This window comes from Dellaglioa sp. BT-FLS60, assembly GCF_054941065.1.
The window spans coordinates 1-23476 of record NZ_JBSOLI010000033.1 but is presented as its reverse complement, the minus strand read 5'-3'; the positions used below and the strand labels follow the sequence as shown (position 1 = coordinate 23476).

The following is a 23476-nucleotide window of genomic DNA, read 5'->3' as shown; positions in this document are numbered from 1 at the left end:
CTAAATTAGCTTCATCTTGAAAATGACAAACTTGAATGCTATTCTATTATACTTTAATAGAATAGCATTCAAACACATTAGTGTAAACGATTGCATTTTTCTGTTAAAAAAACATACCTTAAAATAACAAAAAAAGACTCTCCTAATAAGCAGCCTTCTTTCCATAAATATAATCACTAAAATATTACTTTTGAGTGACTAATTACTATTTTAAATTTTCTTGATAAAACATCTAATTTACATACAAGCTAATCTCAGCCCTACATCATTAGAAACATCTACGTTATACTCCATTTGTTTTTCGGTAATATGACCGTTAGTAATAATTACTGGGCTAATAACGTCATACTTCTGTTTTACTTTTTCTAAATTAAAGCTGATTAACTCCTGTCCTTTTTTAACTTTCTCGCCTTGCGTCACACAATTCTTAAAATATTTACCATTTAACTCTACCGTATCAATACCTACATGTATTAAAACTTCAAGACCATTTGTACTTCTAATTCCAATTGCATGTGATGTATTCGCAATTACAATTATAGTTCCATCAAATGGTGCTCTAACTATCCCTTCTTCTGGAATTACTGCAAATCCATCACCCATTGCACCGGATGAAAACGTTGTATCAGGAACTTCTTCAATTGACACTAACCTACCTTTAAGAGGTGAAAATATTTCAACATTTTTTGAAACTTTCTTTTTTAACTCGTTAGCCGTTACGGGCTGTAAGAACATCACTAAAAGAGCAGTAGAAACTATTGATATTACTGCTCCAATAATAACATTGATAAAACCTGGCGCCATAGCATAAACTGCTAAGCTAAAAATATTAGATGGTGTAAAACTCAACAGGTGATATCCCATTGCTGAAACATAAGCCGATCCTAATCCACCACCAATACAAACAGAGAATAATACTCTTTTATATTTTATAATTACACCATAAAGTGCCGGCTCAGTAATACCTAAAACTGATGATATGCCTGAGGAATAAATAACAGACTTCTCTTTTTTTGATTTAACTTTAAAAATCATAGTTAAAACTCCGGATGCCTGAGCAAATGTTGACATTAACATTGTTGGCATCAATACATCATATCCTTTTGCCGCAAAATTTTGAAAAATTACTGGTGTTATTGCTTGGTGCATCCCAGTAATAACCATTAATGGCCTTAATCCACCCAAGATAGCACCTGCAAATAAACCGGAAAATGAAAATAATTGCATAGTTACACTTGAAAGAGCTTCACCAAAATAATTACCTAAAGGTCCAAGTAAAATTAGTTCGATTGGAATCATAATAAGTAATACTACTGTCGGAACAAATATAACTTTTAGCATATCTGGCATATATCTATCTATAAACCGGTAAACATAACTCATTAACCACACTGATAATATAATTGGTATAACCGAAGACGCATACGATACAATCGGTATTGGCATTCCCATAAAATGATAAGTAGCTACTTTACCAACCGTATTTATCATTGTTGGATACAATAATGCTCCTGCTAAAACAGTGGCCAAAATTGTATCCGTTTTAAATAATTTTGCAGCTGAATTAGCCAATAAAAATGGTAAAAAATAGAAAGTAGTATCTGCCATTAAATTAAAAATAATATACGTGTCAGATTTTGTCGAAATAAAAGCAAAGGCTGAAAGTATCCCTAATAAAGCCTTTAACATACCTGCAGCAGCTATAGCAGGTATAATTGGTAAAAATATATTTGAAAGTATTTCTAATACTTTACTAAAAATCCCTCCTTTTTCACTAGGATCATCTTGCATATTTGTTGAAGCTGATTTAGATAAATCAACCATCGCAATAAGTTCATCATACCAATTAGCAACTGCTGGTCCAATTACAACTTGTAATTGTCCATTTTTAATCTGAGTATTTAAAACATCATCAATGTCACTTAAAAATTCTAAATTTGCCTTATCATTATCATATAAATTAAACCTCAATCTAGTCATACAGTGTGTCATACTCTTTATGTTTTCTTCTCCACCGATACCATGTAATATTTGTTTTAATTCTTTTTCATGTTTAATAATAACCACTCCCTAAGTATTATATAATCTAACTATATGCAGAGTAAGATACATCAATTCCGAATCATCTAAATTTATTTTAAATTTTTCTTTTAATCGTTTTTGAATACATTTTGAAATTTCGTACTGTTTATCATACTTTTTTAGTACCAGTTCACGAAGATCTGAATCATTTTCAATATTTGAATAATTAGAATTATCAAATACTCTAATCGCCATATACTGAATATGGCGGACAAATCTACTATAAGAAATTGAATCTTTATCTACAACCTTTTCCATATTTTTTTCAACTATATTAAGAGCCTCTTTAATTATTTCTGTTAATTTTTCAACGTTTGTAGGACTATCCTCCCCCATGGAGGCATCTACAAAATGCATTGCAATAAATCCGGCCTCTGATTCATTTAAATGTGTAAATTGCTTCCGTTCAACAATTTTTAAAGCGTAAAGACCTATTTTATATTCCTTAGGATAAAATCTTTTAATATCTATATTTAATGGATTAGGCGTATGATAACCATCTCTTGCTCGAGCTATTGCATAATCCAAATGATCTGTTAATGTAATAATAATATTTTCATTAAGATCCTTTTTTAAAATATTTTTCCCGTAATTAACAATTATATTACTAGTGTCTAATACATCCGTTGAAACTGTTGATATTAGATTTTCTACAGTAGAAAATAATTTTTTATTAGTTAAAACAAAAATTTGCTCAGCATTTTGTAAATCTATATTCTTTTTTTTATTAGCAAATCCAATTCCTCGACCAATTAATATCGCATGATTCTGTTCATCGTTAATAACTTCAACAGCATTATTATTCAATATTTTTACAATTTTCATATTATTATCCAACTATCTACTTATTTAACAAACTTTCACCATTAGTTAAAATAATTTTTTGATAAATTTTAAAACTATCCTTCTTCATTCTTTTATAAGTCCCTTTTCCTTCATTATCTTTATCTACGTAAACAAATCCATAGCGTTTATTCATTTCACCAGTTCCAGCAGAAACTATATCCATAGGCCCCCACCATGTGTAACCTATTACATTACATCCATCTTGTATTGCTTCACTGATAGCATTTAAATGATCAATTAAGTATTGAGAACGATCTTTATCATGAATGTGCCCATCTGCACTAATCTCATCTGCGGCACCTAATCCATTTTCTACAATAAATAACGGACAATCGTATCTATCTTGCATTAAATTACACATCCAGCGTAGTCCTAATGGATCAATTGGCCAGCCCCAACTCGAAGACTTTAAATAAGGATTAGGTTTACCCACAACTCCACCAGTATCTCCATAAATCTTCATGCCATCTTCATAAGTACTAGAACGATAATAACTAAAAGCTAAATATTCAGATGTATGTTCTTTAATTAATTTTAAATCCATATCTGTAATATCTAATTTAATATTGTAATCTTTCCAAATTCGTTTGACGTATCCTGGATATTCACCCTTTAACTGTACATCTGCATTCACAAATGTTCTACGTTGTAATTGCAACGTACCCCAGACATCTTCCGGTTTAGGAGTAGATGGATAAACCGCTGCCTGACTAAGAGATAACATTATACCCATATGTGCTTTTGGCATTATTTTTTTAGCTAATTTATTTACTAGTGCATTTGCTACATACATATTATGTGCAGCTTGATAAATTTGAGTAAGTTGATGCGAATAATTTCCTGATAAATCCATTGCAGCTGCTGCATATGGAATTGTTTGAACATTATTCATTTCATTAAATGTCATCCAGTACTTAACCTTTGATCCAAATCTTTCAAATAATACCTTACAATATTTTTCAAATAATGGAATTAGCTTTCTACTTTCCCACCCATTATATTTAGTATGCAATTCTAGTGGTGTCTCATAATGGGAAATAGTAACTACTGGTTCCATTCCCAAATCAATCATTTTATCAAAAAGACGATCATAAAATGCTAGTCCATCTTCATTAGGTTCCGCTTCTTCGCCTGTTGGAAAGATTCTTGTCCATGCAATAGACGTCCTAAAACATTTCAATCCTAATTCTGACATGTACTCCAAGTCTTCTTCATACCGATGATAAAAATCAATTGCATCATGACTTGCATAAAAAACATTTTCTTTTACTTCTTCATCATGTATATTTTTAGCAATACCATGTTGAGTAGTATCTGTAATGGCTACACCTTTACCTAAAACATTCCATGCTCCTTCAGTTTGATTAGCAGCAATTGCCCCACCCCACAAAAAATCTTTTGGAAAAATTGACATATTGGAACCTCCTATGGACTTAATACCAACAAAAAAAGGCAATACCTTCCACTTATAAAGTGAATGGTATTGCCTGATCGAATCAGTTACAAGCCGTTTTTTATTTTTATTATATTTATACTTTAGCATCCAATGTAAGCGCTGTCAACTTATGTGATATATTTTTTATAAGTTTTGTTATATATTAACCAACAACCGTTACCAAAAATTTGCTATAAAATATCTATAATACTTTTTGGTACTGGTATTTGTGGATCAACATTAGGATTATTCAGATGTATCAAATGTTGTTCTTTTCTTACTGTGTGGATATGACCCAATTACTGTTTTAAACTGTTTTGAAAAAAATTAAAATTTTGCTATGAGCAGTAAATTTATGCAAGCAAATAATCAAGTTCGCTCAGATTTTTATAAAGTTGCAGTACAAAGAAGACCTATTATTTATGCAACTGAACAAGAGGATACTGGATCTAAATTATGGACACAAACTTTTAAATTAAATACTAAACCTAAATTTGAATTTAATAATAATTTATTAGGTGGCGTAACAATTATACGTGTAGATTCCATGAAATATAAGGTAAATAGTGAATAATCAGATTTATATTATAAAACAAAAATTGTTATACGTGAAAAAAATTCACTTATATTAATCCTGAACTTGGGCTAATCGTAAAAATGGTGAAATAATGGTTTTGTTAAGTAGAGAAAATTAAAAAATAATGGTGCTAAAATAACCATACAAAAAAAGGACCTTCATTTCCTTTTATGACTAACTAGCCCAAAAGAAAGAGGTCCCTCACGATTCTAATTTATACTTAAATTTTATTTATGCTACGATTTTTTTGCATATCCAAGCTTAATTTCATCTTCACAAACAACAGTTAATCTTTAGTTTTCATCTGCCGTACTAAACCCAGATAATTGGTTCGAAAATAACGAAAGTTTACTTGCAAAACTTGGATGATCATTATTAGATTGAACAACTTGTTTAAGCGTACTTAAATCATCCGTAATAATCCCATCAACACCCATAAATAGCATACTTTGCATAACGTTTTCATCATTCACAGTCCAAGCATAGACATCTTGATTTTGCTTATGCGCTTGGCTCACAAACGAATCATTTAAAGTTGTTGCTTCCATTGTATACGCATTTGCTGGCGTTTCTGGGAAAGAAATATTGTACGGTATTATAAAACTAGTGTAGAGTTTTGGTGCCTGTTTTTTTATCTGTGAAACGACATCATAACTTAAAGAATGAATACGATCTTTATTAGCCAGTAATCTTTTTTGATATTTTTCCACAAAATTTTTAGTCATATTTGGACTATCTTGTGGAGACACCTTAATTTCAACTAATAATTTTTGATGGTATCGTTCAGCTGCCTTTAAATAGTGATCAAAACTCGGAATTTTAGCCGAATAACCATTTTCACTAACCGTTAGTGCTGTTAATTCAGCCAATGTCAGATCATGAACATTGCGGTTAACACCTGCCAAGGCTTTCAAGTTAGGGTCATGCATCACGACAAATTGTCGATCTTTTGTCTCTTGAATATCCATCTCAACATAGTCAGGTTTCTCAGCAGACGTTTTTTCTAAAGCTGGTATAGTATTTTGTACCCCATTTTCATTATCCACCCCTCTATGCGAAATAAGGGCTGGATAATCATCTAAAAGTCCTTTCAAATAAACAAAATTATAAGCAGAAGCGGCACCTGCAATTAATAAAATAACAACAACGACACCTATTTTCCGAAGCCATGTCAATCGTTTCTTTTTAGAATCATTTTTTTGAATAGGCTCTAATTGTGGCTGGTGGCGTTCAAAAATATCCAAAGCAATACCTAACAATAAAGTAACACTCAAAGCAAGAATAATTTGTCCAACAAATTCTAACAATAATAAATTAAATACAGCTATTGGCAATGCCTGATTTTGAAAATGGTTATCCACATAATTTTGAATTAAATATAAACCCGTTTGACTAATTGCAGCTAAAATAGCTACAGACATCGTAATAGTTAAGGCCTTAATTAAGGTAACAACAAATCTTCCACGAGACGCATCCCAACTTAATTTAATGAGCCGACCCGTTCTTTTTTCTGAACTAAATAGTAAGGTTGGTAAAAAACTAATTAAACGTATAGAAAAGAAAAAAGCTAATCCATAAACGACTAGTATCGGACCCCATATCTTGGGGCTTGTCCACATATCTTGGATTATAAAGTCGGGAATCGTTACTTTACTCAATAAAGAAGATTTAAATAAAACTTCTCCAAATGGTAAAACCAAGACAAAGTACCAAGTTACAAGCAGTGTAGTCATGGGACGTAACGCAAGAACGTCATGAATAGATTCTTTTAATAGAACTTTATATCCAATTTTTAAATCATAACGAATCGATCGAATACTTCTGATCATGAAAGCCATCTGAACGTAAACAATTCCTAAAATAATTAACACTACTAGAATCAGTTCAATCAGCAGTATTGGCTGATGTGTAAGTACAGAGACAAGATTGGTATAAGTTAAATATTCAACGTGGTTGCTACTCAGAATTTTACCCATCAAGAACGTTAATATTGGCTGAATAATTTGTGCTAAAACAAAATTAGTTCCTATTACTAAAAAAAGATATAACATCCAGTGACGAAAAAAGACTCGATAACTTTGATTTAAAAAATGCAATGTTCGACGCATGACCATCCTCCAATCAGATATTTAATAGATACCTTATATAATATCACAAACTTATTTTTTAACATTTATAATAGCTCTTATAATAGTTATTATATTAATCAGTTATTAATGTTAATCAGTTTAACAACTGGCTTCTTATACTTATCTAAAATGCCCAATGATACTATTAGTAAAGCATATTAATATACTTACAAAACGTAAAATAGTAAACTATATTTAAATACTAATATTTAATTTTTTATAGTTAACTATTAATAAGTCCATAATGATGACTTTAAAAGCTTTACTAAAAAAGGGGGATTATTATCATGATTGAATCATATAAAAATTTTTGGAACAATATCACTAATTTTTCCGATACAGCACATAGATCAGACTTCTGGTGGCCAGCTGTTATTAATGCTATTCTAGGCTTTTTAATTGTTAATATTTATACAATTTTGGCGGGGCATCCTATAACGGATATCTACAATTTTAATGATCTTGCTTTTGCTACTGGCAGAAACATTGTCGTATTCCTAGTATGGCTTGCGAATTTATCAGTATCTGTTCGTCGTTTACATGATACTGATCGTTCGGGTTGGTGGATCTTCATTCAAATTATCCCATTAATTGGGACCATCTGGTTCTTAATTTTGATGGTTTTACCAGGAAAAGGAAATCGCTGGAGCTAATTTATTAGGTCCAAAATAACTGTTGTTGGTGATAGGAATTCTATCGCTAGCAGCAGTTTTTTTATAAGATAATACAAAAAAAGAAATCTATTATTAACTAACAGATTTCTCAATTGCATCTTCACCAACATATAGTAATAACATAAAATTTTCCCATTCAACTCAAATGATAATTTAATTCTTCAAGAAAACCGTTACGGCAGCAGCAATCACAATCAATACCAACCCAATTGCAATAACTAACCATTCCTTACCTGTTTTTTTAGTCCGCATTACAAGAATCCCTGAAATTGTTGCACCAACAATCGATACTTGAGAAAGAACAAATCCAGTTGCTAATCCAAGCATTGCAGGTTGGGCAGAAACTAAGTAACCCAAAGCTGCCATCGCAAAAAAGAAGCCTGAAAAAATTTGTTTGTACGTAATACTTTGTGAAAAGATATTATTCTTATTCTTCATTACTTCATAAAGTCCAAGAATCAATCCAAAGGCCGCCATACCCATTGCTTGCGCTAAGAACATATGCATCCCATCAGTTCCTTTAGTATACTGTGGGAGGATTCCATAGAGAGAGTAACCTACTTGAGCAATTAATAAGACACCAACTGCCTTTGTCAATAATTCTTTATTACCAGCAGATTTCTTTTCTTGATAAGTAGTTAAATAAGCACCAATCAAGATAATGATAACGGCCATAAATCCATAAGTTTTTGATGAAACTGGGCCCCAGTTACCAAGCATGACAACTCCCCAAACGACATTTGCTGTAATTTGAAAAGCCGTTGAAATTGGCATTGCTTTAGCAGAACCCAAAGCATTTCCTTCTTGATCTTTCATTCCGAAAGCCATAATAGTCAAAACATTTCCAAAAGCCCAAGCTGCCCCTGAGAAAAATGCTAACCAGAAATTAGAACCATGTAACATGGGCATTCCTGTAACTAACGAAAGAACAATTGCAACAATCAACGTTCCCCATGTTGCTCCAAAAATACCTTGAACAGGTTTACCACCAAAATATGATACTAGAGTTGGGTAGGTACTCCAACCAATAATTGCTAAAAGTGAAAATAATAATCCTAACATGTTCATTTTTTATCATTCCTATTCTTAAATTAATAATTTATTTAATTGCTTCGCCTTCAAAATCAACATTTGATTCCAAAACGATATTTGAAAATGGTGTAATTTCACCCGTTCTCACTGTCGCAATATTATTATCATCACGACTCATAGACTTCAATTCATCATGTGAAATAAAAACAACTTCTACATCGTCATCTAATAAAGCTTTGATAGCAGCATATTGTTTAGGGTTTTCAGTTTTAATTTCTTCAGCTAAGAAAGCCTTTTGAATCTTCATTTCAGAAAGTGTTGCAGCTAAAACATCAATGAACAAGGGTAACCCACGCACAACTGAAAGATCAATTTTACGACCATCGTCTTTAATTGGTAATCCTGAGTCACCAATTGTTAACCATTGTGTGTGTCCTATTTCAGAAATAGCATTTGATAATTTTGTGTTCAAAAGATTTGTTTTACGCATTATTTATCTCCTATTCAAAAATTTAATTTATTTGTTAGCAGCCAAAACAGCCAAAACTTCAGATTCAGCTGGAATACTTGGTTGTGCGCCAGGACGAGAAACTGTCACAGATGAAGCAGCTGATCCATAACGCATTGCTTCAGCTAAATTATCCAAGTTAGCATGTAAACGTGTTGCTGTGGCACCGATAAATGTGTCTCCAGCAGCAGTCGTATCAACAGCATTAACTTTGAATGCAGGAACAATTCCTTCTTCACCATTATTACGCATAAAGAAAGAGCCTTCTGAACCAATTGTAATAATAACCGTATCAATTCCACGTTCAAAATAATAAGCAGCATTATGTAACATTGAATGTTCATCAGTTACTTCTATTCCAGTTAATAAGAATGTTTCGTGCTCATTAGGCGTAATAATATCCGTTAATTGTAATAGTTCAGCTGGTAAGCCACCATTTTCAGGCATTGGCGCTGGGTTCAAAATCGTTTTCACACCATTTTCACGAGCAATCTTGAAACCTTCAATAACTGCTTCCATTGGTACTTCTAATTGTGTAATTAAAAAATCTGATTCAGCAATAGCAGCTGCGTGTGCACGTACATCAGAAGCTGTCATATCAGCATTAGCCCCACCATAAATATGAATAATGTTATCGCCTGTTTCAGCTGAAACAGTAATATAAGCTTGTCCTGTCTCCTCAGTTTCTGAAACCATTACATGATCAGTACTTAAATTTTCAACATTCATATTTTTTGAAGTATCAAATTCCTTACCAACTTTAGTAATCATGTTCGTCTTTGCACCAGAACGCGCAGCAGCAACGCCTTGGTTTAATCCTTTTCCACCCATCGCTTCAATTTGATGATTCGAAGTATGCAAAGTTTCCCCGCTTTTTGCAAAACGTGGTACAGAAATAACCTTATCAATATTAGTTGATCCTAAAACAGTAATAATTTTTGCCATTATCTTTATCCTTCAATTCTCTAGTATTTTTATCCGACGTTTCTCATTGATTTATTCATCCGCGATAAATTATGAAGCGTCTTCAATTAATACAGTATAATACATTCTTTTTATTTCGCAACCGCTTTCCATACTTTTATTAAAACGTTATCATTATCATAAAAATCATTACATTTATTTTTTAAAATGCTTTATAATATTAATGGGAATATTTTCAACTCGTATGACACTTATCTAAATTAAACCTTTAAATAAGTGATCAGCGTTTAAAATAAAGGAGTTCATTATGTTAAAGCAAAAAAAAGTTTGGGTTATTTTATTATTTATCATCATTAGCATTGGTCTATTATTTTCTCTCTCACAGAGGTCACATACACCTGCCAGCCCTAACCGACAAAATAAGTCATCAAAAAAAGTAAAATCCGCTACTCCAAAAAAGAGTAACAAACAGAAAAAGGTCATCTCAAAAAATAAGGTGGATAGTTCTAAATGGCAATCTTTTAAAGGACAAACTGAGTTTCCAATTTTAATGTATCACAGTATTTCTGTTGGTAATTCATTGCGCATCCCTAGAGCACAATTTGCGCATCAAATGCAATGGTTACATAAAAATGGGTATTACACTTTAACGCCTGCTGAAGCTATCGAGGTTTTTAAAACGCATAAAAAACCTGCCGCTAAAATTGTTTGGATTACCTTTGATGATGGTTATAAAGATAACTACGAAGGTGCTTATCCTACGCTCAAAAAGTATCATCAAAAAGCCACTATTAATTATATTACGAGTCATTTTGGTCATAAAAATAAATTAACACTGCCACAAATGAATGAAATGCGCCGATCCGGTTTAATCACGATTGAAAGCCACACTGTCCATCACGAAGAACTCAATCAAATGACTGATGCGCAGCAAACTTTTGAATTTGTGAATTCAAAAAAATGGTTAAATAACAAATTCCATCAAAAAACCACAATCATTTGTTACCCTGTTGGCCGCTTTAACGATCAAACACCAAAACTTGCAAAATCTGCAGGCTACAAACTGGGCCTAACAACATTGCCTGGACTAGCCAATGAAAATCAAGGCCTATTCACCTTACATCGGGTTCGTATTTCACCCGATTTGTCTGATATGACGTACAAATATCTTTTAGAACATGGTATGTAACTATTAAAAAAGGGTCCAAATCACTGCTAGATAAACAGTGATTTGGACCCTTTTCTATATTCATTTTTAATCACGATTGAAAGCTAAATATTCTTTTCTTCTTAAATTTTTGATACTCATCATCACGACAAAACTTACAAGATAAAGTAATGATAGGAAAATCATTACCGCCATAACGTTATAGTGATCCAAGATAAATCCAATTGCAACCGATGAAAATCCACCGACTGCGCGACCCACATTAATAATCACGTTATTAGCTGTTGCACGGACTTCCGTCGGATATAAATGACTCACTACCGCACCGTATCCTGCAAACATGCCATTAGCAAAATAACCTACCAATGCGCCTGCTAAAAGCATCATCGCCGTATTTGTTGGCATTGTTAGAATATAGACACTTACTGCTGAGGCCAATAAGAAAATACCATAAGCCAAACGAGCCCCTAATTTATCTAAAACCCAACCAAACGTTAACATACCAGCACTCATCCCGATAATTGTCGAAATCATCCACGTAGATGAACCCGCTATTGTTAACCCCAGCTGTTTCTGCATAATTGCAGGTAGCCAATTCATTAGTCCAAAATAACCGGCTATTTGAACAATTGCCATAAACATTAATCCCAATGTTTGGTGTGCTAATTGACGTGTCGCAAACAAAGCTTTAAATTGACCTTTTCTATCATGTTTACTTGTTTCAAATACTTTACTCTCCTCTAGATGACGGCGAACAAAGAACGTAATCAGTACTGGTATTAGTCCAAATAAGAATAAAGCTCTCCAACCAAATTGTGGTAATATAAAAGCTGCTAAAACCGCTGCTAGAATAGCCCCAATTTGTCCGGCAACCCCAACAAATGCTGAGACACGACCCATTTCTTTTTTCTTAAAACTTTCCGCTAAAATGGTCATCCCAATACCATATTCGCCACCTGCTCCGATACCCGCAAAGAACCGACAAATATAAATAGCCATTAAATTACTTGCAAAAAACATAGCTGCCGTCGCAAATGCAAATATAAAAATAGTATAGGTGAACGTTTTAATACGTCCAAATCGATCTGCTAATATACCGAAAAACACGCCACCTAGTAACATTCCTACATTCGTAATTGATGAAATCAATCCAGCTTGTGGCCCACTTAAATGAAATTCCGTAATAATTGAAGATAATGCAAAGGACAGGAACAAGACATCCATATTCTCTAATCCAAAACCTGCAGTTGCTGAAGCAACAACCTTTCCTTGATAACTGGTTAATCGATTTTGGTGCTGTTTCGTCTTTACTGTCTGTTGCATATTCAATTCCTCCTAAAATGAGCGCTCACTGTCGCTCTTTATTTTATATCTTCTAAATTCTAGCCCTAATACATTTACATTACAAGTTAATCCTAATATTCATTGATTGTTCAGATTTCATTCTATTATTTTACTGGCGGGTAATACCATGTCAAACAATTCAAGGCACCACCCATCGTTGAAATGTCACCAACTTTAACAGGAATAACTGGTTTATCTACATTTTTGCGAATAAACTTTAGCATCTCATGATCCTGCTTCAATCCAAATTGTGGGACATAAATACCATTCGCGGTTTCCAACATATTAATATATAATCCTTTAGCAGAATATATTTTTTTATCATACTGTCCTTTCTCTGTGTAAGCTGATTTCAGCTCAACGAATTCAGCATCCGGCATTTCTTTCAAAATTGCTTTCCGAACTTTAGCTTGAAATACCGTATCTTTTTGAAAATCACTAATAAACATTTTTTTAGGACTAATAAACTTAATCATGCCATCAGAATGTGCCAAAGGATCCTCTTCTTCTGCTGGAATAATAATAACTTTTTTAACCTCTAATTGTATCTTTAACATTTGAATAACTTCTTTTTTCGTCAATTGATTATTATCTTCAAAAACACGATTCGTCATCACAACAGAATTTTTTTTATTCCAAACGACATTACCCCCATCTACAATTAATTTAGATGAATGCGTTTCTATTTTATTTTTATCCAAAAATCGATTAAACGTTTCATCCAGATACTTTGCATCTTTCTTTGGTAAGTAAGACGGTTGATAACGAAATTTAACCATTTTATTGGTCACTACTGGGGCCACATCACGTAACCAAATGTCGTCATAATCCGTATTAATCCTTTTGGAAACCTTAGAGTCCTTGGTCAAAGTTCGAACAGAGTCCTGTCCTTTAGCCTGATTTGCAAATTGATTACTAAACTGAACTAATTCTGGATACAGGGGCCGATAGTAGTGATTCGATTTTAGTGGTAACGCCGTAAAAATAACCCCGCCCTTATTCATTTTCACTTTTTGTTGCTTAGTTGTGAACCACATCATTAACCCTCCTAAAATAATGACACAGGTGACCACAATTCCAATCCAGCTTATTACATTTTTCTTCATAAATCAGATCCCCTTTTAATATTTTTTTACAGTGTATCACGCCTTTTCTTTATATATTTATAATAAATATATAAGTCTGCTACAACTCATTTAGTTGCCTATTGACACAGCTTTTTTATAATAATTATGATAAATATAATCAAATAACTACCACAAAAAAAGACCGTCAAAAAGGACGGTCTCAAGTTTAGATTAAAATGTCCTATTTCTCTATTTTTGTTGCATTTGCAATAAAAATGTTTTATATTTAATATCATATTAAGAAAAGAGGTCCCTTATGACAGATATTCTTAGACCAATCGGTGTTATCGCTCGAGCACTTGATTCAATTGCAAATATTGAATTCAAAGCATTCGACTTAACCCGTGGCCAATATCTTTATTTAGTTCGTATTTGCGAACAACCCGGTATTATTCAAGAACGTTTAAGTGAATTAATTAAAGTGGATCGCGCTACTACTGCCCGTGCCTTACAAAAGTTAGAAAAAAATAATTTCATTTCCCGTCAATCTGATGCTAAAAATAATAAAATTAAACATCTATTTCCAACCGAAAGAGCGTTAACCATCTACTCACATATTATTGCCGAAAATAATTATTCAAATCAAGTTGCACTGAGCGGCTTATCTGAAAAAGAACAACAACAACTTGCTGAGCTGTTAATACGTGTTAGTGACAACGTTGCCGCGGATTGGGAACAAGTCAAAAAAGGTAATTCTAGAATCTACTAAAAAGGAGTTCATTATAATGACAAACCATCGTATTCAATTAATTAACCTAGATCAACTTACCAAGCTACAAGCCATTAGTCGGGAAACTTTTTCTGATACCTTTGGACAAGACAATACACCCGATGACTTAGAAAAATATCTAACAAATGCGTATGGTACCAAACAACTATCCAACGAAATACAACAACCAACAACTGCTTTTTATTTTATTTATGTTGAAAATCAAGTTGCTGGTTATTTAAAATTGAACTGGGATGGCACACAATCTGAAGATTACGGCTTAAATACCTTAGAAGTTGAACGTATTTATATTAGTTCTAATTTTAAAAGACTCGGATTAGGGACCGAACTAATCAATCAGGTACTTATTACAGCTCAACAACAGCAAAAGGATACTATTTGGTTAGGCGTCTGGGAAAATAATCAAGCCGCTAGACATTTTTATACAAAGCTTGGTTTTAAAGAAATTGGTGAACATTTCTTCCAACTAGGTTCTGATCAACAACGAGATATTATTATGCAAAAAAAGCTTTAATTAAACAAAAAATCACAACCCAACCCTATCCTTTGTTCACTAATATATCTAACAAATCTTTATCGCTTTACTCCTACGTCTAATAAATCTAACGATTGTGAAGTTATTTTTATGTCCAAATATTCAACTGATTTTAAAAGATATCTTAAAAATACAATTTATCATAAGCATACGAGACGCTATAGTCCTTAGAGGGAGCACAACATAGAAAAAATTGCACCTAATATTATTAATCAAAATTTAAATGAATCTACGCCTTATCGTGGTATACACACTGATTTCACTTGAATAAAACAGGATAAACCGTTAATAGTAATTTCATGTTACTATTTTTTCTCAATCGTAAATTTCCTAAAGAAACAATTCCATTTTGACCATCATAAGAAATTAAAACGGTCGGTTCAAACCCTTTTTCCAATCCGTGTGCTCTAATATATGTCCCTGTGTGATATAATCCTCCGCAATACGTTGATTGAGACCCTGGTATATTCAATTCTTTAACCATCGACTCTGGTAATATGTTCCCTTTTAAATACTGACTCAATACTTTAAAAAGATCTCCACTCGACATAAACAAATTTCCAGTTCCTTTTTCATAATTATATTGAACTGCATTCAGCTCCCATATTTTTCCATACTTACCTTCAGTGGTTGATTTGTATCCAATTGCTCGTTCTTTACTGTTAATAATATTTTCCTCAAAATCTGTATGTAATAACCCTAATGGCTGTTTGATTACTTCTACAAAATAATTTTCATAAGATTTACCAGTTAATTTTTCAATAACAAAAGATAACAATAAGTAATTAACAGGTGCATATTCATATGTCCCTACACCATTGAGCTTTATATTTTTTATTGCATAATTGTACAACTTTTTGCCACTCAAATTTTCCTTTTTTGGAGCTGATTGAATACCATATCCGGACATCATTTGAATCATTGACCTCAAGGTTACATTCTTTCCATTTGGTACATCTGGTAAAAAGTTACTCAGCGGTTCATCCAAATTATGCTTTGTCTGAAGTAACGCTTTTCCCAATAAAATTGTCGTCATTACTTTTTGAATAGAAGCAATTCCGTACATACAATCTTTATCATTTGGCATTTTTTTACCTAGGTTAGCGTACCCTATACCTGTATTAGAAAATACTTCATTATTTTTAACACCATAAAATGAACCAACAAAATCAGCTTGTTTCATTTTATTTTGAAAATTATTATTAAGCACTTGAAGATCCTTATTTAATTTTGGAGGATTTCCAGTCTTTGTTTTTTCTGCTTTAATTTTTTTATCTGCTCTTTTATTTACTTTTTCAATCACTGATTCTTTCCAAAGATTTTCTTTTTTGAGCATCATTGGTCTATAAATAACTAAAAGGCCTGCCCCCATTACTATTAACCCCAAAATAATACCAGCGAGAAATATATTTATATTTTTTTTCATTTTAATTACAAAATCCTTTTTTATATTCATTTCAATTATTAAAAATTAAATTAAGCACTTTTTAACGATAATAACTATAATTATTCACATTTTACAGACATTAGCCACGCACATTAAATCCTTATTTTTTACCTTTTTACAGTATACACACCTTATATTTTCAAATATACTTTATAAAAAGCTGTCATAAATCAACATTTTTTCTGCAAAAAAAAGATTGTCCAGAAGGACAATCTTCCATTTTAATATTAAAGTTTGATTTTACTTACGATGTTTAATTTGTCATCAAGATCGTAAACAACTGGTTCGCCAGTTGCCATTTCAACGCCCATGATGTCTTCATCAGAGATGTTTTCAATGTATTTTGTAAGGGCACGTAATGAGTTACCATGTGCAGCAACAATAACGTTTTTGCCTTCAAGTAATTTAGGAGCGATTTCGTCTTCCCAGAAAGGAATAACACGTTCCAAAGTAACTTTTAAGTTTTCGCCACCTGGGATAGCTTTAGGATCTAAATCAGCATAACGACGATCGTTAGCTGCTGAACCTTCGTCAGTTGCACTTAAAAGTGGAGGTAATGTATCGTATGAACGACGCCATACAAGCACTTGATCTTCACCGAATTTTTCTGCTGCTTCGGCTTTGTTTTGGCCTTGTAATGCACCATAATGACGTTCATTTAAGCGCCATGATTTGATTTCAGGAACCCATAATTGGTCTGAACCTTCAAGTGCGTAATGTAACGTTTTGATAGCACGTGTTAAAACAGATGTGTAAGCTTGATCAAATTCGATTCCAGCTTCTTTAATCTTTTTACCAGCTGCTTGTGCTTCAGCAACGCCTTGTTCGCTCAAGTTAACATCTACCCAACCTGTGAAAAGGTTAGATAAGTTCCATTCACTTTGTCCGTGACGAATAAATACTAATTTTGCCATAAGATAAAATCCTCTTTTTCTATTTTTAGTTTACTGGTATATTTTACACTGAAATGACCTAAATTAACAGTCTAATTTAAGCGATTTAATTTCGCAGTTTTAAGGCCTTTTAACAACTGATCAACGGCCATTTGTACCGTGCCCAAATCAGTCGCCAAATTCATCCGAATAAACCCGGGTGTTTCATCGCTAAACCACTGACCATAATCGACAGCTAAGCCGCAACTATCCTGGATGAATTCCTTCATCCGTGTCGGTTCTACATACGCTGAAAGATCAATCCACATCAAGTATGTGCCTTCTAATTCGCTAATTCCAATGTCCGGAAATTTAGCCGTTAATTGATGACTAACTTCTAAATAATTTGTTCTCACAATACTAAGAATTTCATCTAACCATACGGCACCTGAACGATAAGCGGCCTCACCGGCGACACGACCCATTAAACTACCTTCTGGTTTGTTCAAATGGTGCACTAATTTGTCATATTTAGCCCGCAATTGAGAATTTGGGATAATGATATGTGAATTTTGTAAGGCAGCTAGATTGAACGTTTTCGATGGCGCATTAACAACGATCATATTATCCCGGTAACGGCCTTCATCAATTGATAAAGCTGATACGAAAGGTTTATTACCAACAATCAAATCTTGATGAATTTCATCTGAAATAACCATTACATGATTTTCACAACAAATTTCAAGTAATCGTGTTAACTCAGCCTCTGTCCAGACACGACCCACTGGATTATGTGGTGAACATTGAATGAGTAACTTAACTTGATTGGCTTTAATATCCCGTTCAATTGCTTCAAAATCCATTTCATATTGGTTATTTTCATGTTTTAAAGGGGTTCTAACAACACGACGGTTATTGTCTTCAATCGCACTATAAAAGGGGTAATAAACGGGTGTTTGAACCAAGACACTGTCACCTTGTTCCGTCATCAAATCAACTAATTGATACAATGAATTAACAACACCCGTTCCAAAACGCATCCATTCTTTGTGCATCTCAATGCCATAACGAGATTGTTGCCATTCAAAAAAGGTGTCATAGTATGAATCTGGAATTGTTGAGTACCCAAAGACACCATGTTGTACGCGTGCCACAAGAGCATCGGTAACAGCTTTAGGCGCTTTAAAATCCATATCTGCGACCCACAATGGCAATAATTTATCGTCACCATATTGTTCCGTTAAATCGTCCCATTTAACAGAATTGGTATTTTTTCTATTCACTCTGAATTCAGCTAAAAATTTATTTTTCTTTGCCATTAGTTTGCTTGCCTTTCCTTATTCCTTTAATTTTAATGCCTCGTCTTTTAGTTCCAGGAATTGCCTTGACACCCAAAATGTCCAGGAAGAATGTAAAAATAGGAATTCCGACAATCAAGCCCCATGTACCAAATAACTCTTCACTAACTAGCAAAATCACAAAGGTGAAGAAGATAGGTAATTCTGTCCGACTCGACATGAATTTAGGGTTCAAAACGTACGATTCTAATAGATGAACCACCATTAACATAATTAAAATGTACACAACATCTCGAATACCACCAACTGAATAACCAACTAAACTCAACGGAATACATGAAACTAGTACACCGGCAACCGGAATTAAACTTAATAAGAAAATGAGAATACCCAAAGGCAATAACTGGGGTATCTTCATAAAGTACAAACCAGTTACGGTAATAACTGTATTAACAGTCGCGATAAAGAATTGTGCCTCAATAACGACACCAAATGACTTAACAAATTTTTCTCCAAAATAATAAACATCTTGAAAAAACCAGCCAAAATCGCTTGTTAAAAAGTTTTTTAAGAAATGAGACATCTGATCTTTTTCAATCGTATAAAAGAAACTTAAAATTAATGACAATAAGAAAGTTGCTGCCATAAAGCCAACGCTTGTAACGTATTTAAATACAAGCGTAAAACCACTCTTTAATTGTGGCACAATTTGAGATTTACCAAGGTAGTTAACAATCCATTCCATCATGACATTGGTATCTTTACCCGGATTATGGTAAAAAGCAAACACATAACGCGTCATGGCTGCCGTTTGCGTAAATAAAATCGGTAAGTATTTCGTAACCGCTAAATAAAGCAATGCAAGAATTGCCAAATAGACGGCAATGACAATCAGTCGACTGTTAATCGGCAAATGTTTTTGAATAACATTTATCAAACGAACAACTAAATATGTAAAAATAAAGGTTAACAAAACGATACTAATGACCGATTTTGCAAGGAAAATAATCCCCATAATGATACACAAAACAACAAAACGACGTAATTTAATATTTTCAATAAAACTTTGCCAAATCTTCACTAGACCCACTCCTTTAAGTACAGTCTTCATTGTACAAAACATTCAATCGAATGTCTGTATTTCTTACTTTTTTATTCTAAAATATTAATCTTTTTTTAAAATCAGCGACTTGTTGAATCTGAAAACTTATGGTTAACTATGGTTATTGACTCTATGAAAGGAACAACATTTTATGGCTGAATTAATTTATAAACAACTGATTAGTAAACTTAAAAAAAGAATCGCTGCGAATGAATTTCCTGACATGAAACTCCCTGATGAACGTAGTTTAAGTGAAACTTATGCTATTAGTCGCAGTTCAGTAAAACGTGCTTTAAGTCATATGGCCGGTGACGGTATTATTTTTAAAAAACGTGGTTCTGGCACCTTTATCAACCCTCTTTATTTAAAAAATAAAACGGTCTTCAATTATGAAGGGTCTAACTTGGGTGTCACAGATGGCTTTGAAATGAACGGTAAAAGTCCAAAAGTTAAGGTGTTAAGCTTCGAAGTCATTGCGCCATCAGAAGACTTACAGCGGAACCTTTTCTTAGATACCGATGATTTTGTCTACAAAATTGTCCGACTTCGTTTATTCGAAAAAATCCCTTTTATGATTGAAACAGGTTATATTCCAATTAAAATTGTGCCTAATTTATCTCGAGCAATAGTTAAAGGCTCAATTTTTAACTATTTAGAAGACGCTCAGAATCAAGCCGTCACTAAATCCTCCCTTTCAATTTATGCTGAACCATCTACAGAAAATGATCAAGAACTACTTCATTTAAAACCAACCGAACCTGTCAGCATTATGGATGGTATTTTTTTCTTAGATGATGGTACGCCATTTGAATATTCAAGCATGAGATTCCATTATAAATTTTCTAAATTCAATACTTTTATGTCCGTTAAATAGCTGATTTGACGGCTTTTTATTTACTTTTTAAAAAAATTGGTACGTTCCAATGAATTAAATGATTGACTTCTGTTTTAGGTTTGTTATTATGGACATATAGAAAGCGCTATTAGTTTAGCAAATAAAATCTTAGGGAGTGTATTTATGACAGAAACTGATTTTTCATCTAAATCGTATTTAGATAAAGTTGACGCTTGGTGGCGTGCAGCAAACTACCTTTCAGTTGGCCAACTTTATTTAAAACAAAATCCATTATTACAAACTGAAGTCGTACCTGAAGACCTCAAAGTTAACCCTATTGGTCATTGGGGAACAATCTCAGGCCAAAACTTTATTTACGCTCATTTAAACCGTGCAATTAACAAATACAACTTAAACATGTTCTATATTGAAGGACCTGGTCATGGTGGCCAAGTTATGGTTTCTAACGCTTACCTTGATGGTAGTTATACAGAAATCTATCCTACAATTACTGAAGACTTAACTGGTATGCAAAGATTGTTCAAACAATTTTCATTCCCAGGTGGTGTCGCTTCTCATGCTGCTCCTGAAACACCAGGATCAATCCATGAAGGTGGCGAATTAGGTTATTCATTATCTCATGCTGCTGGTGCTATTCTTGATAACCCTGACGTCATTGCTGCTACAGTAATTGGTGATGGTGAATCAGAAACTGGCCCATTAGCAACAAGTTGGTTCTCAAATGTCTTCATTAACCCAGTTAATGATGGTGCTGTCTTACCAATCCTTGATATGAATGGTTTCAAAATCTCAAATCCTACAATTTTATCACGTAAATCTGATGAAGATTTAACAAAATACTTTGAAGGTATGGGTTGGGATCCAATTTTCGTTGAAGGAACTGATCCTGAGATCATCCATCCTGAAATGGCTAAAAAAATGGATCTTGCTATCGAAAAAATTAAAGCAATCCAAACTGAAGCTCGCAAACACCCAGCTGAAGAAGCAACAATGCCTAAATGGCCTGTTATGATTGTTCGTACACCAAAAGGCTGGACTGGTCCAGAAGTTTGGAATAACGAACCAATCGAAGCTTCATTCCGTGCTCACCAAGTGCCAATTCCTGTAGACCAACGTCACATGGAACATATTGACGCACTTGTTAAATGGATGAAATCATACCGTCCAGAAGAATTATTTACAAAAGATGGTCAATTAATTCCTGAATTAAAAGCAATGGCACCTAAAGGCAACCAACGTATGGCAATGAACCCTATTACTAACGGTGGGATTAATCCTCAAAAATTAGTTATGCCTGACTGGAAGAAAAATGCTGTTGATACATCAACTCCAGGTGCTGTTACAGCACAAGATATGATTGTTTTCGGTGACTTCGCTCGTGATATTATCGAAGAAAATCCTAAAAACTTCCGTATCTTCGGACCTGATGAAACAAAATCAAACCGTTTGAATGCTGTCTTTGAAGCTACTAACCGTCAATGGTTAGAACCAATCAAAGAAGGTAACGATGAATGGCAAAGTCCTGTAGGCCGTGTTCTTGATTCTCAATTATCAGAACATCAAGCTGAAGGTTGGATGGAAGGTTATGTCTTAACTGGACGTCACGGTTTCTTCGCTAGTTACGAATCATTCTTACGCGTTGTTGATTCAATGTTAACGCAACATTTCAAGTGGTTACGTAAAGCCAAAGAACAATCATGGCGTAAACATTACCCATCATTGAATGTTATCGCAACATCAACTGTATTCCAACAAGATCATAATGGTTATACTCATCAAGATCCAGGTATCCTTGGCCATTTAGCTGATAAGAAACCTGAATTCATCCGTGAATATACACCTGCTGATGCTAACAGTTTATTAGCTGTTATGAATACAACACTTCAAAGTGAAGAAATGATTAACTTGGTTGTTTCAAGTAAACATCCTCGTCCTCAATTCTACTCAGCTGATGAAGCTCAAGAACTTGTTGAAAATGGGTTAAAAGTTATCGATTGGGCAAGTACTGCTAAAGGCGACGATGTTGATATTGTTATCGCTGCTGCTGGTACAGAACCTAACTTGGAATCTTTAGCTGCTGTTGATCTTTTAAACGCAGCCTTCCCAGAATTGAAGATTCGTTTCATCAACGTTGTTGATATCTTGAAATTACGTCATCCTAAGATTGACCCTCGTGGTTTCTCTGATGAAGAATTTGATGGTTACTTTACAACTGATAAACCAGTCGTATTCGCATTCCATGGCTTTGAAGCTATGGTTCGTGACATCTTCTATGATCGTCACAACCATAACATCGCAATCCATGGTTACCGTGAAAACGGTGATATCACAACACCATTCGATATGCGTGTCTTAAACCAAATGGACCGTTTCAACCTTGCTAAAGATGCTGTCTTACAAGCTGGTCATTTAGGCGAAATGGGCGATGCATTTGTTAAAGAAATGGATGCTAAGATTGCAGAACATGAAGCATACATTCGCGAACATGGTGATGATCTTCCAGAAGTTAACAACTGGAAATGGACATCATTAAGATAATAAAAAATTAAACGAAAAGAGAAACGCAAATTGCGTTTCTCTTTTTTTAAACTAAAAAAGCATGCTTCCTAAAATAAGAGGGTCTACAATATCTGTTGTTGGTAATAGAAATTAATTCTATTACTAATAACAGTTTTTTTGTATAATGACAAAAAAAGACCCAAAAGCCATAAGACTTTTGGGTACGGTTTATCCAAATCCATTATCGTTCAACCACCACAGATGAATTAATAAGAAAGAAGGAATCTCCGC

20 protein-coding genes are annotated in these 23476 nt (G+C 33.5%); 7 read left to right on the top strand and 13 right to left on the bottom strand.

Annotated elements, in window-relative coordinates:
• Positions 1 to 237 precede the first annotated feature (237 nt).
• The 3 genes from ACVQ8P_RS05030 to ACVQ8P_RS05020 are packed head-to-tail and all read right to left on the bottom strand — an operon-like array spanning position 238 to position 4342.
• Positions 238 to 2067: a beta-glucoside-specific PTS transporter subunit IIABC gene (locus ACVQ8P_RS05030; RefSeq protein WP_462297940.1), complete on the bottom strand. Its 1830-nt coding sequence runs from the start codon at positions 2065 to 2067 to the stop codon at positions 238 to 240.
• Positions 2068 to 2070: 3 nt separating this feature from the next.
• Positions 2071 to 2907, bottom strand: coding sequence for a PRD domain-containing protein (locus ACVQ8P_RS05025; protein ID WP_462297938.1), 837 nt, complete (start codon positions 2905 to 2907; stop codon positions 2071 to 2073).
• A 16-nt stretch (positions 2908 to 2923) separates the two neighbouring features.
• Positions 2924 to 4342 (bottom strand): glycoside hydrolase family 1 protein, encoded by a 1419-nt coding sequence (locus ACVQ8P_RS05020; RefSeq protein WP_462297936.1) that lies wholly within the window; start codon positions 4340 to 4342, stop codon positions 2924 to 2926.
• A 376-nt stretch (positions 4343 to 4718) separates the two neighbouring features.
• Between ACVQ8P_RS05020 and ACVQ8P_RS05015 the strand changes: the two genes are divergently transcribed.
• Positions 4719 to 4937, top strand: coding sequence for a hypothetical protein (locus ACVQ8P_RS05015; protein WP_462297934.1), 219 nt, complete (start codon positions 4719 to 4721; stop codon positions 4935 to 4937).
• 296 nt (positions 4938 to 5233) lie between these two features.
• On the opposite strand, the gene ACVQ8P_RS05010 is transcribed toward ACVQ8P_RS05015, so the two are convergent.
• Positions 5234 to 7048, bottom strand: coding sequence for a glycerophosphoryl diester phosphodiesterase membrane domain-containing protein (locus ACVQ8P_RS05010; protein WP_462297932.1), 1815 nt, complete (start codon positions 7046 to 7048; stop codon positions 5234 to 5236).
• 308 nt (positions 7049 to 7356) lie between these two features.
• On the opposite strand from ACVQ8P_RS05010, the gene ACVQ8P_RS05005 reads away from it, so the two are divergent.
• A complete protein-coding gene (locus ACVQ8P_RS05005) occupies positions 7357 to 7722 on the top strand; it encodes a DUF805 domain-containing protein (RefSeq protein ID WP_462297930.1) in 366 nt (121 codons plus the stop codon).
• A 174-nt stretch (positions 7723 to 7896) separates the two neighbouring features.
• Here ACVQ8P_RS05005 and ACVQ8P_RS05000 read toward each other — a convergent pair whose 3' ends face one another.
• Genes ACVQ8P_RS05000 through rbsK form a run of 3 tightly spaced genes read right to left on the bottom strand, consistent with a single transcriptional unit; the run spans position 7897 to position 10228 of the window.
• Positions 7897 to 8811 carry a GRP family sugar transporter gene (locus ACVQ8P_RS05000; protein WP_462297928.1) on the bottom strand — a complete coding sequence of 305 codons (915 nt, stop codon included), beginning with the start codon at positions 8809 to 8811 and terminating at the stop codon, positions 7897 to 7899.
• Positions 8812 to 8842: 31 nt separating this feature from the next.
• Positions 8843 to 9265, bottom strand: a complete 423-nt coding sequence (rbsD, locus tag ACVQ8P_RS04995; protein WP_462297926.1) for a D-ribose pyranase — start codon at positions 9263 to 9265, stop codon at positions 8843 to 8845.
• Between the two features lie 27 nt (positions 9266 to 9292).
• The gene (gene rbsK / locus ACVQ8P_RS04990; RefSeq protein WP_462297924.1) at positions 9293 to 10228 is read right to left on the bottom strand and encodes a ribokinase; all 936 of its coding nucleotides are present in this window, start codon (positions 10226 to 10228) and stop codon (positions 9293 to 9295) included.
• Between the two features lie 286 nt (positions 10229 to 10514).
• Here rbsK and ACVQ8P_RS04985 point away from each other — a divergent pair, with 286 nt between their 5' ends.
• The gene (locus tag ACVQ8P_RS04985) at positions 10515 to 11396 is read left to right on the top strand and encodes a polysaccharide deacetylase family protein (RefSeq protein ID WP_462297923.1); all 882 of its coding nucleotides are present in this window, start codon (positions 10515 to 10517) and stop codon (positions 11394 to 11396) included.
• Positions 11397 to 11462: 66 nt separating this feature from the next.
• Here the strand turns inward: ACVQ8P_RS04985 and ACVQ8P_RS04980 are convergent, their stop codons facing one another.
• Complete coding sequence (locus ACVQ8P_RS04980; RefSeq protein WP_462297921.1) at positions 11463 to 12698, bottom strand: MFS transporter; 1236 nt, start codon at positions 12696 to 12698, stop codon at positions 11463 to 11465.
• A 125-nt stretch (positions 12699 to 12823) separates the two neighbouring features.
• A complete protein-coding gene (locus ACVQ8P_RS04975; protein WP_462297919.1) occupies positions 12824 to 13825 on the bottom strand; it encodes an agmatine deiminase family protein in 1002 nt (333 codons plus the stop codon).
• Between the two features lie 277 nt (positions 13826 to 14102).
• On the opposite strand from ACVQ8P_RS04975, the gene ACVQ8P_RS04970 reads away from it, so the two are divergent.
• The gene (locus ACVQ8P_RS04970; protein ID WP_462297917.1) at positions 14103 to 14555 is read left to right on the top strand and encodes a MarR family winged helix-turn-helix transcriptional regulator; all 453 of its coding nucleotides are present in this window, start codon (positions 14103 to 14105) and stop codon (positions 14553 to 14555) included.
• Positions 14556 to 14571: 16 nt separating this feature from the next.
• A complete protein-coding gene (locus ACVQ8P_RS04965; protein ID WP_462297915.1) occupies positions 14572 to 15090 on the top strand; it encodes a GNAT family N-acetyltransferase in 519 nt (172 codons plus the stop codon).
• Positions 15091 to 15370: 280 nt separating this feature from the next.
• Here the strand turns inward: ACVQ8P_RS04965 and ACVQ8P_RS04960 are convergent, their stop codons facing one another.
• The 4 genes from ACVQ8P_RS04960 to ACVQ8P_RS04945 form a co-directional block, all read right to left on the bottom strand.
• Entirely contained in the window at positions 15371 to 16567 is a 1197-nt protein-coding gene (locus ACVQ8P_RS04960) for a serine hydrolase domain-containing protein (protein WP_462297913.1), read from the bottom strand.
• Positions 16568 to 16785: 218 nt separating this feature from the next.
• Positions 16786 to 17472, bottom strand: a complete 687-nt coding sequence (locus ACVQ8P_RS04955; protein ID WP_462297911.1) for a 2,3-diphosphoglycerate-dependent phosphoglycerate mutase — start codon at positions 17470 to 17472, stop codon at positions 16786 to 16788.
• Positions 17473 to 17543: 71 nt separating this feature from the next.
• Entirely contained in the window at positions 17544 to 18749 is a 1206-nt protein-coding gene (locus ACVQ8P_RS04950; protein WP_462297910.1) for a MalY/PatB family protein, read from the bottom strand.
• Positions 18733 to 19809: an AI-2E family transporter gene (locus tag ACVQ8P_RS04945; protein ID WP_462297908.1), complete on the bottom strand. Its 1077-nt coding sequence runs from the start codon at positions 19807 to 19809 to the stop codon at positions 18733 to 18735. The genes ACVQ8P_RS04950 and ACVQ8P_RS04945 overlap by 17 nt, the downstream gene beginning before the upstream one ends.
• Before the next feature lie 172 nt (positions 19810 to 19981).
• Between ACVQ8P_RS04945 and ACVQ8P_RS04940 the strand changes: the two genes are divergently transcribed.
• A complete protein-coding gene (locus ACVQ8P_RS04940; protein ID WP_462297906.1) occupies positions 19982 to 20704 on the top strand; it encodes a GntR family transcriptional regulator in 723 nt (240 codons plus the stop codon).
• Between the two features lie 144 nt (positions 20705 to 20848).
• Positions 20849 to 23224 carry a phosphoketolase family protein gene (locus ACVQ8P_RS04935; RefSeq protein WP_462297905.1) on the top strand — a complete coding sequence of 792 codons (2376 nt, stop codon included), beginning with the start codon at positions 20849 to 20851 and terminating at the stop codon, positions 23222 to 23224.
• The last annotated feature ends 252 nt before the right edge of the window (positions 23225 to 23476 follow it).

What these genes read in the sequence shown, in the direction of transcription:
- ACVQ8P_RS04965 (WP_462297915.1), top strand. Translation starts at nt 14,572, where the DNA reads ATGACAAACCATCGTATTCAATTAATTAACCTAGATCAACTTACCAAG.
- ACVQ8P_RS05020 (WP_462297936.1), bottom strand. Translation starts at nt 4,342, where the DNA reads ATGTCAATTTTTCCAAAAGATTTTTTGTGGGGTGGGGCAATTGCTGCT.
- ACVQ8P_RS05010 (WP_462297932.1), bottom strand. Translation starts at nt 7,048, where the DNA reads ATGCGTCGAACATTGCATTTTTTAAATCAAAGTTATCGAGTCTTTTTT.
- ACVQ8P_RS04950 (WP_462297910.1), bottom strand. Translation starts at nt 18,749, where the DNA reads ATGGCAAAGAAAAATAAATTTTTAGCTGAATTCAGAGTGAATAGAAAA.
- ACVQ8P_RS04980 (WP_462297921.1), bottom strand. Translation starts at nt 12,698, where the DNA reads ATGCAACAGACAGTAAAGACGAAACAGCACCAAAATCGATTAACCAGT.
- rbsK (WP_462297924.1), bottom strand. Translation starts at nt 10,228, where the DNA reads ATGGCAAAAATTATTACTGTTTTAGGATCAACTAATATTGATAAGGTT.
- ACVQ8P_RS05025 (WP_462297938.1), bottom strand. Translation starts at nt 2,907, where the DNA reads ATGAAAATTGTAAAAATATTGAATAATAATGCTGTTGAAGTTATTAAC.
- ACVQ8P_RS04960 (WP_462297913.1), bottom strand. Translation starts at nt 16,567, where the DNA reads ATGAATATAAAAAAGGATTTTGTAATTAAAATGAAAAAAAATATAAAT.
- ACVQ8P_RS04970 (WP_462297917.1), top strand. Translation starts at nt 14,103, where the DNA reads ATGACAGATATTCTTAGACCAATCGGTGTTATCGCTCGAGCACTTGAT.
- rbsD (WP_462297926.1), bottom strand. Translation starts at nt 9,265, where the DNA reads ATGCGTAAAACAAATCTTTTGAACACAAAATTATCAAATGCTATTTCT.
- ACVQ8P_RS04955 (WP_462297911.1), bottom strand. Translation starts at nt 17,472, where the DNA reads ATGGCAAAATTAGTATTTATTCGTCACGGACAAAGTGAATGGAACTTA.
- ACVQ8P_RS04985 (WP_462297923.1), top strand. Translation starts at nt 10,515, where the DNA reads ATGTTAAAGCAAAAAAAAGTTTGGGTTATTTTATTATTTATCATCATT.
- ACVQ8P_RS04975 (WP_462297919.1), bottom strand. Translation starts at nt 13,825, where the DNA reads ATGAAGAAAAATGTAATAAGCTGGATTGGAATTGTGGTCACCTGTGTC.
- ACVQ8P_RS05000 (WP_462297928.1), bottom strand. Translation starts at nt 8,811, where the DNA reads ATGAACATGTTAGGATTATTATTTTCACTTTTAGCAATTATTGGTTGG.
- ACVQ8P_RS05015 (WP_462297934.1), top strand. Translation starts at nt 4,719, where the DNA reads ATGCAAGCAAATAATCAAGTTCGCTCAGATTTTTATAAAGTTGCAGTA.
- ACVQ8P_RS04935 (WP_462297905.1), top strand. Translation starts at nt 20,849, where the DNA reads ATGACAGAAACTGATTTTTCATCTAAATCGTATTTAGATAAAGTTGAC.
- ACVQ8P_RS04940 (WP_462297906.1), top strand. Translation starts at nt 19,982, where the DNA reads ATGGCTGAATTAATTTATAAACAACTGATTAGTAAACTTAAAAAAAGA.
- ACVQ8P_RS05005 (WP_462297930.1), top strand. Translation starts at nt 7,357, where the DNA reads ATGATTGAATCATATAAAAATTTTTGGAACAATATCACTAATTTTTCC.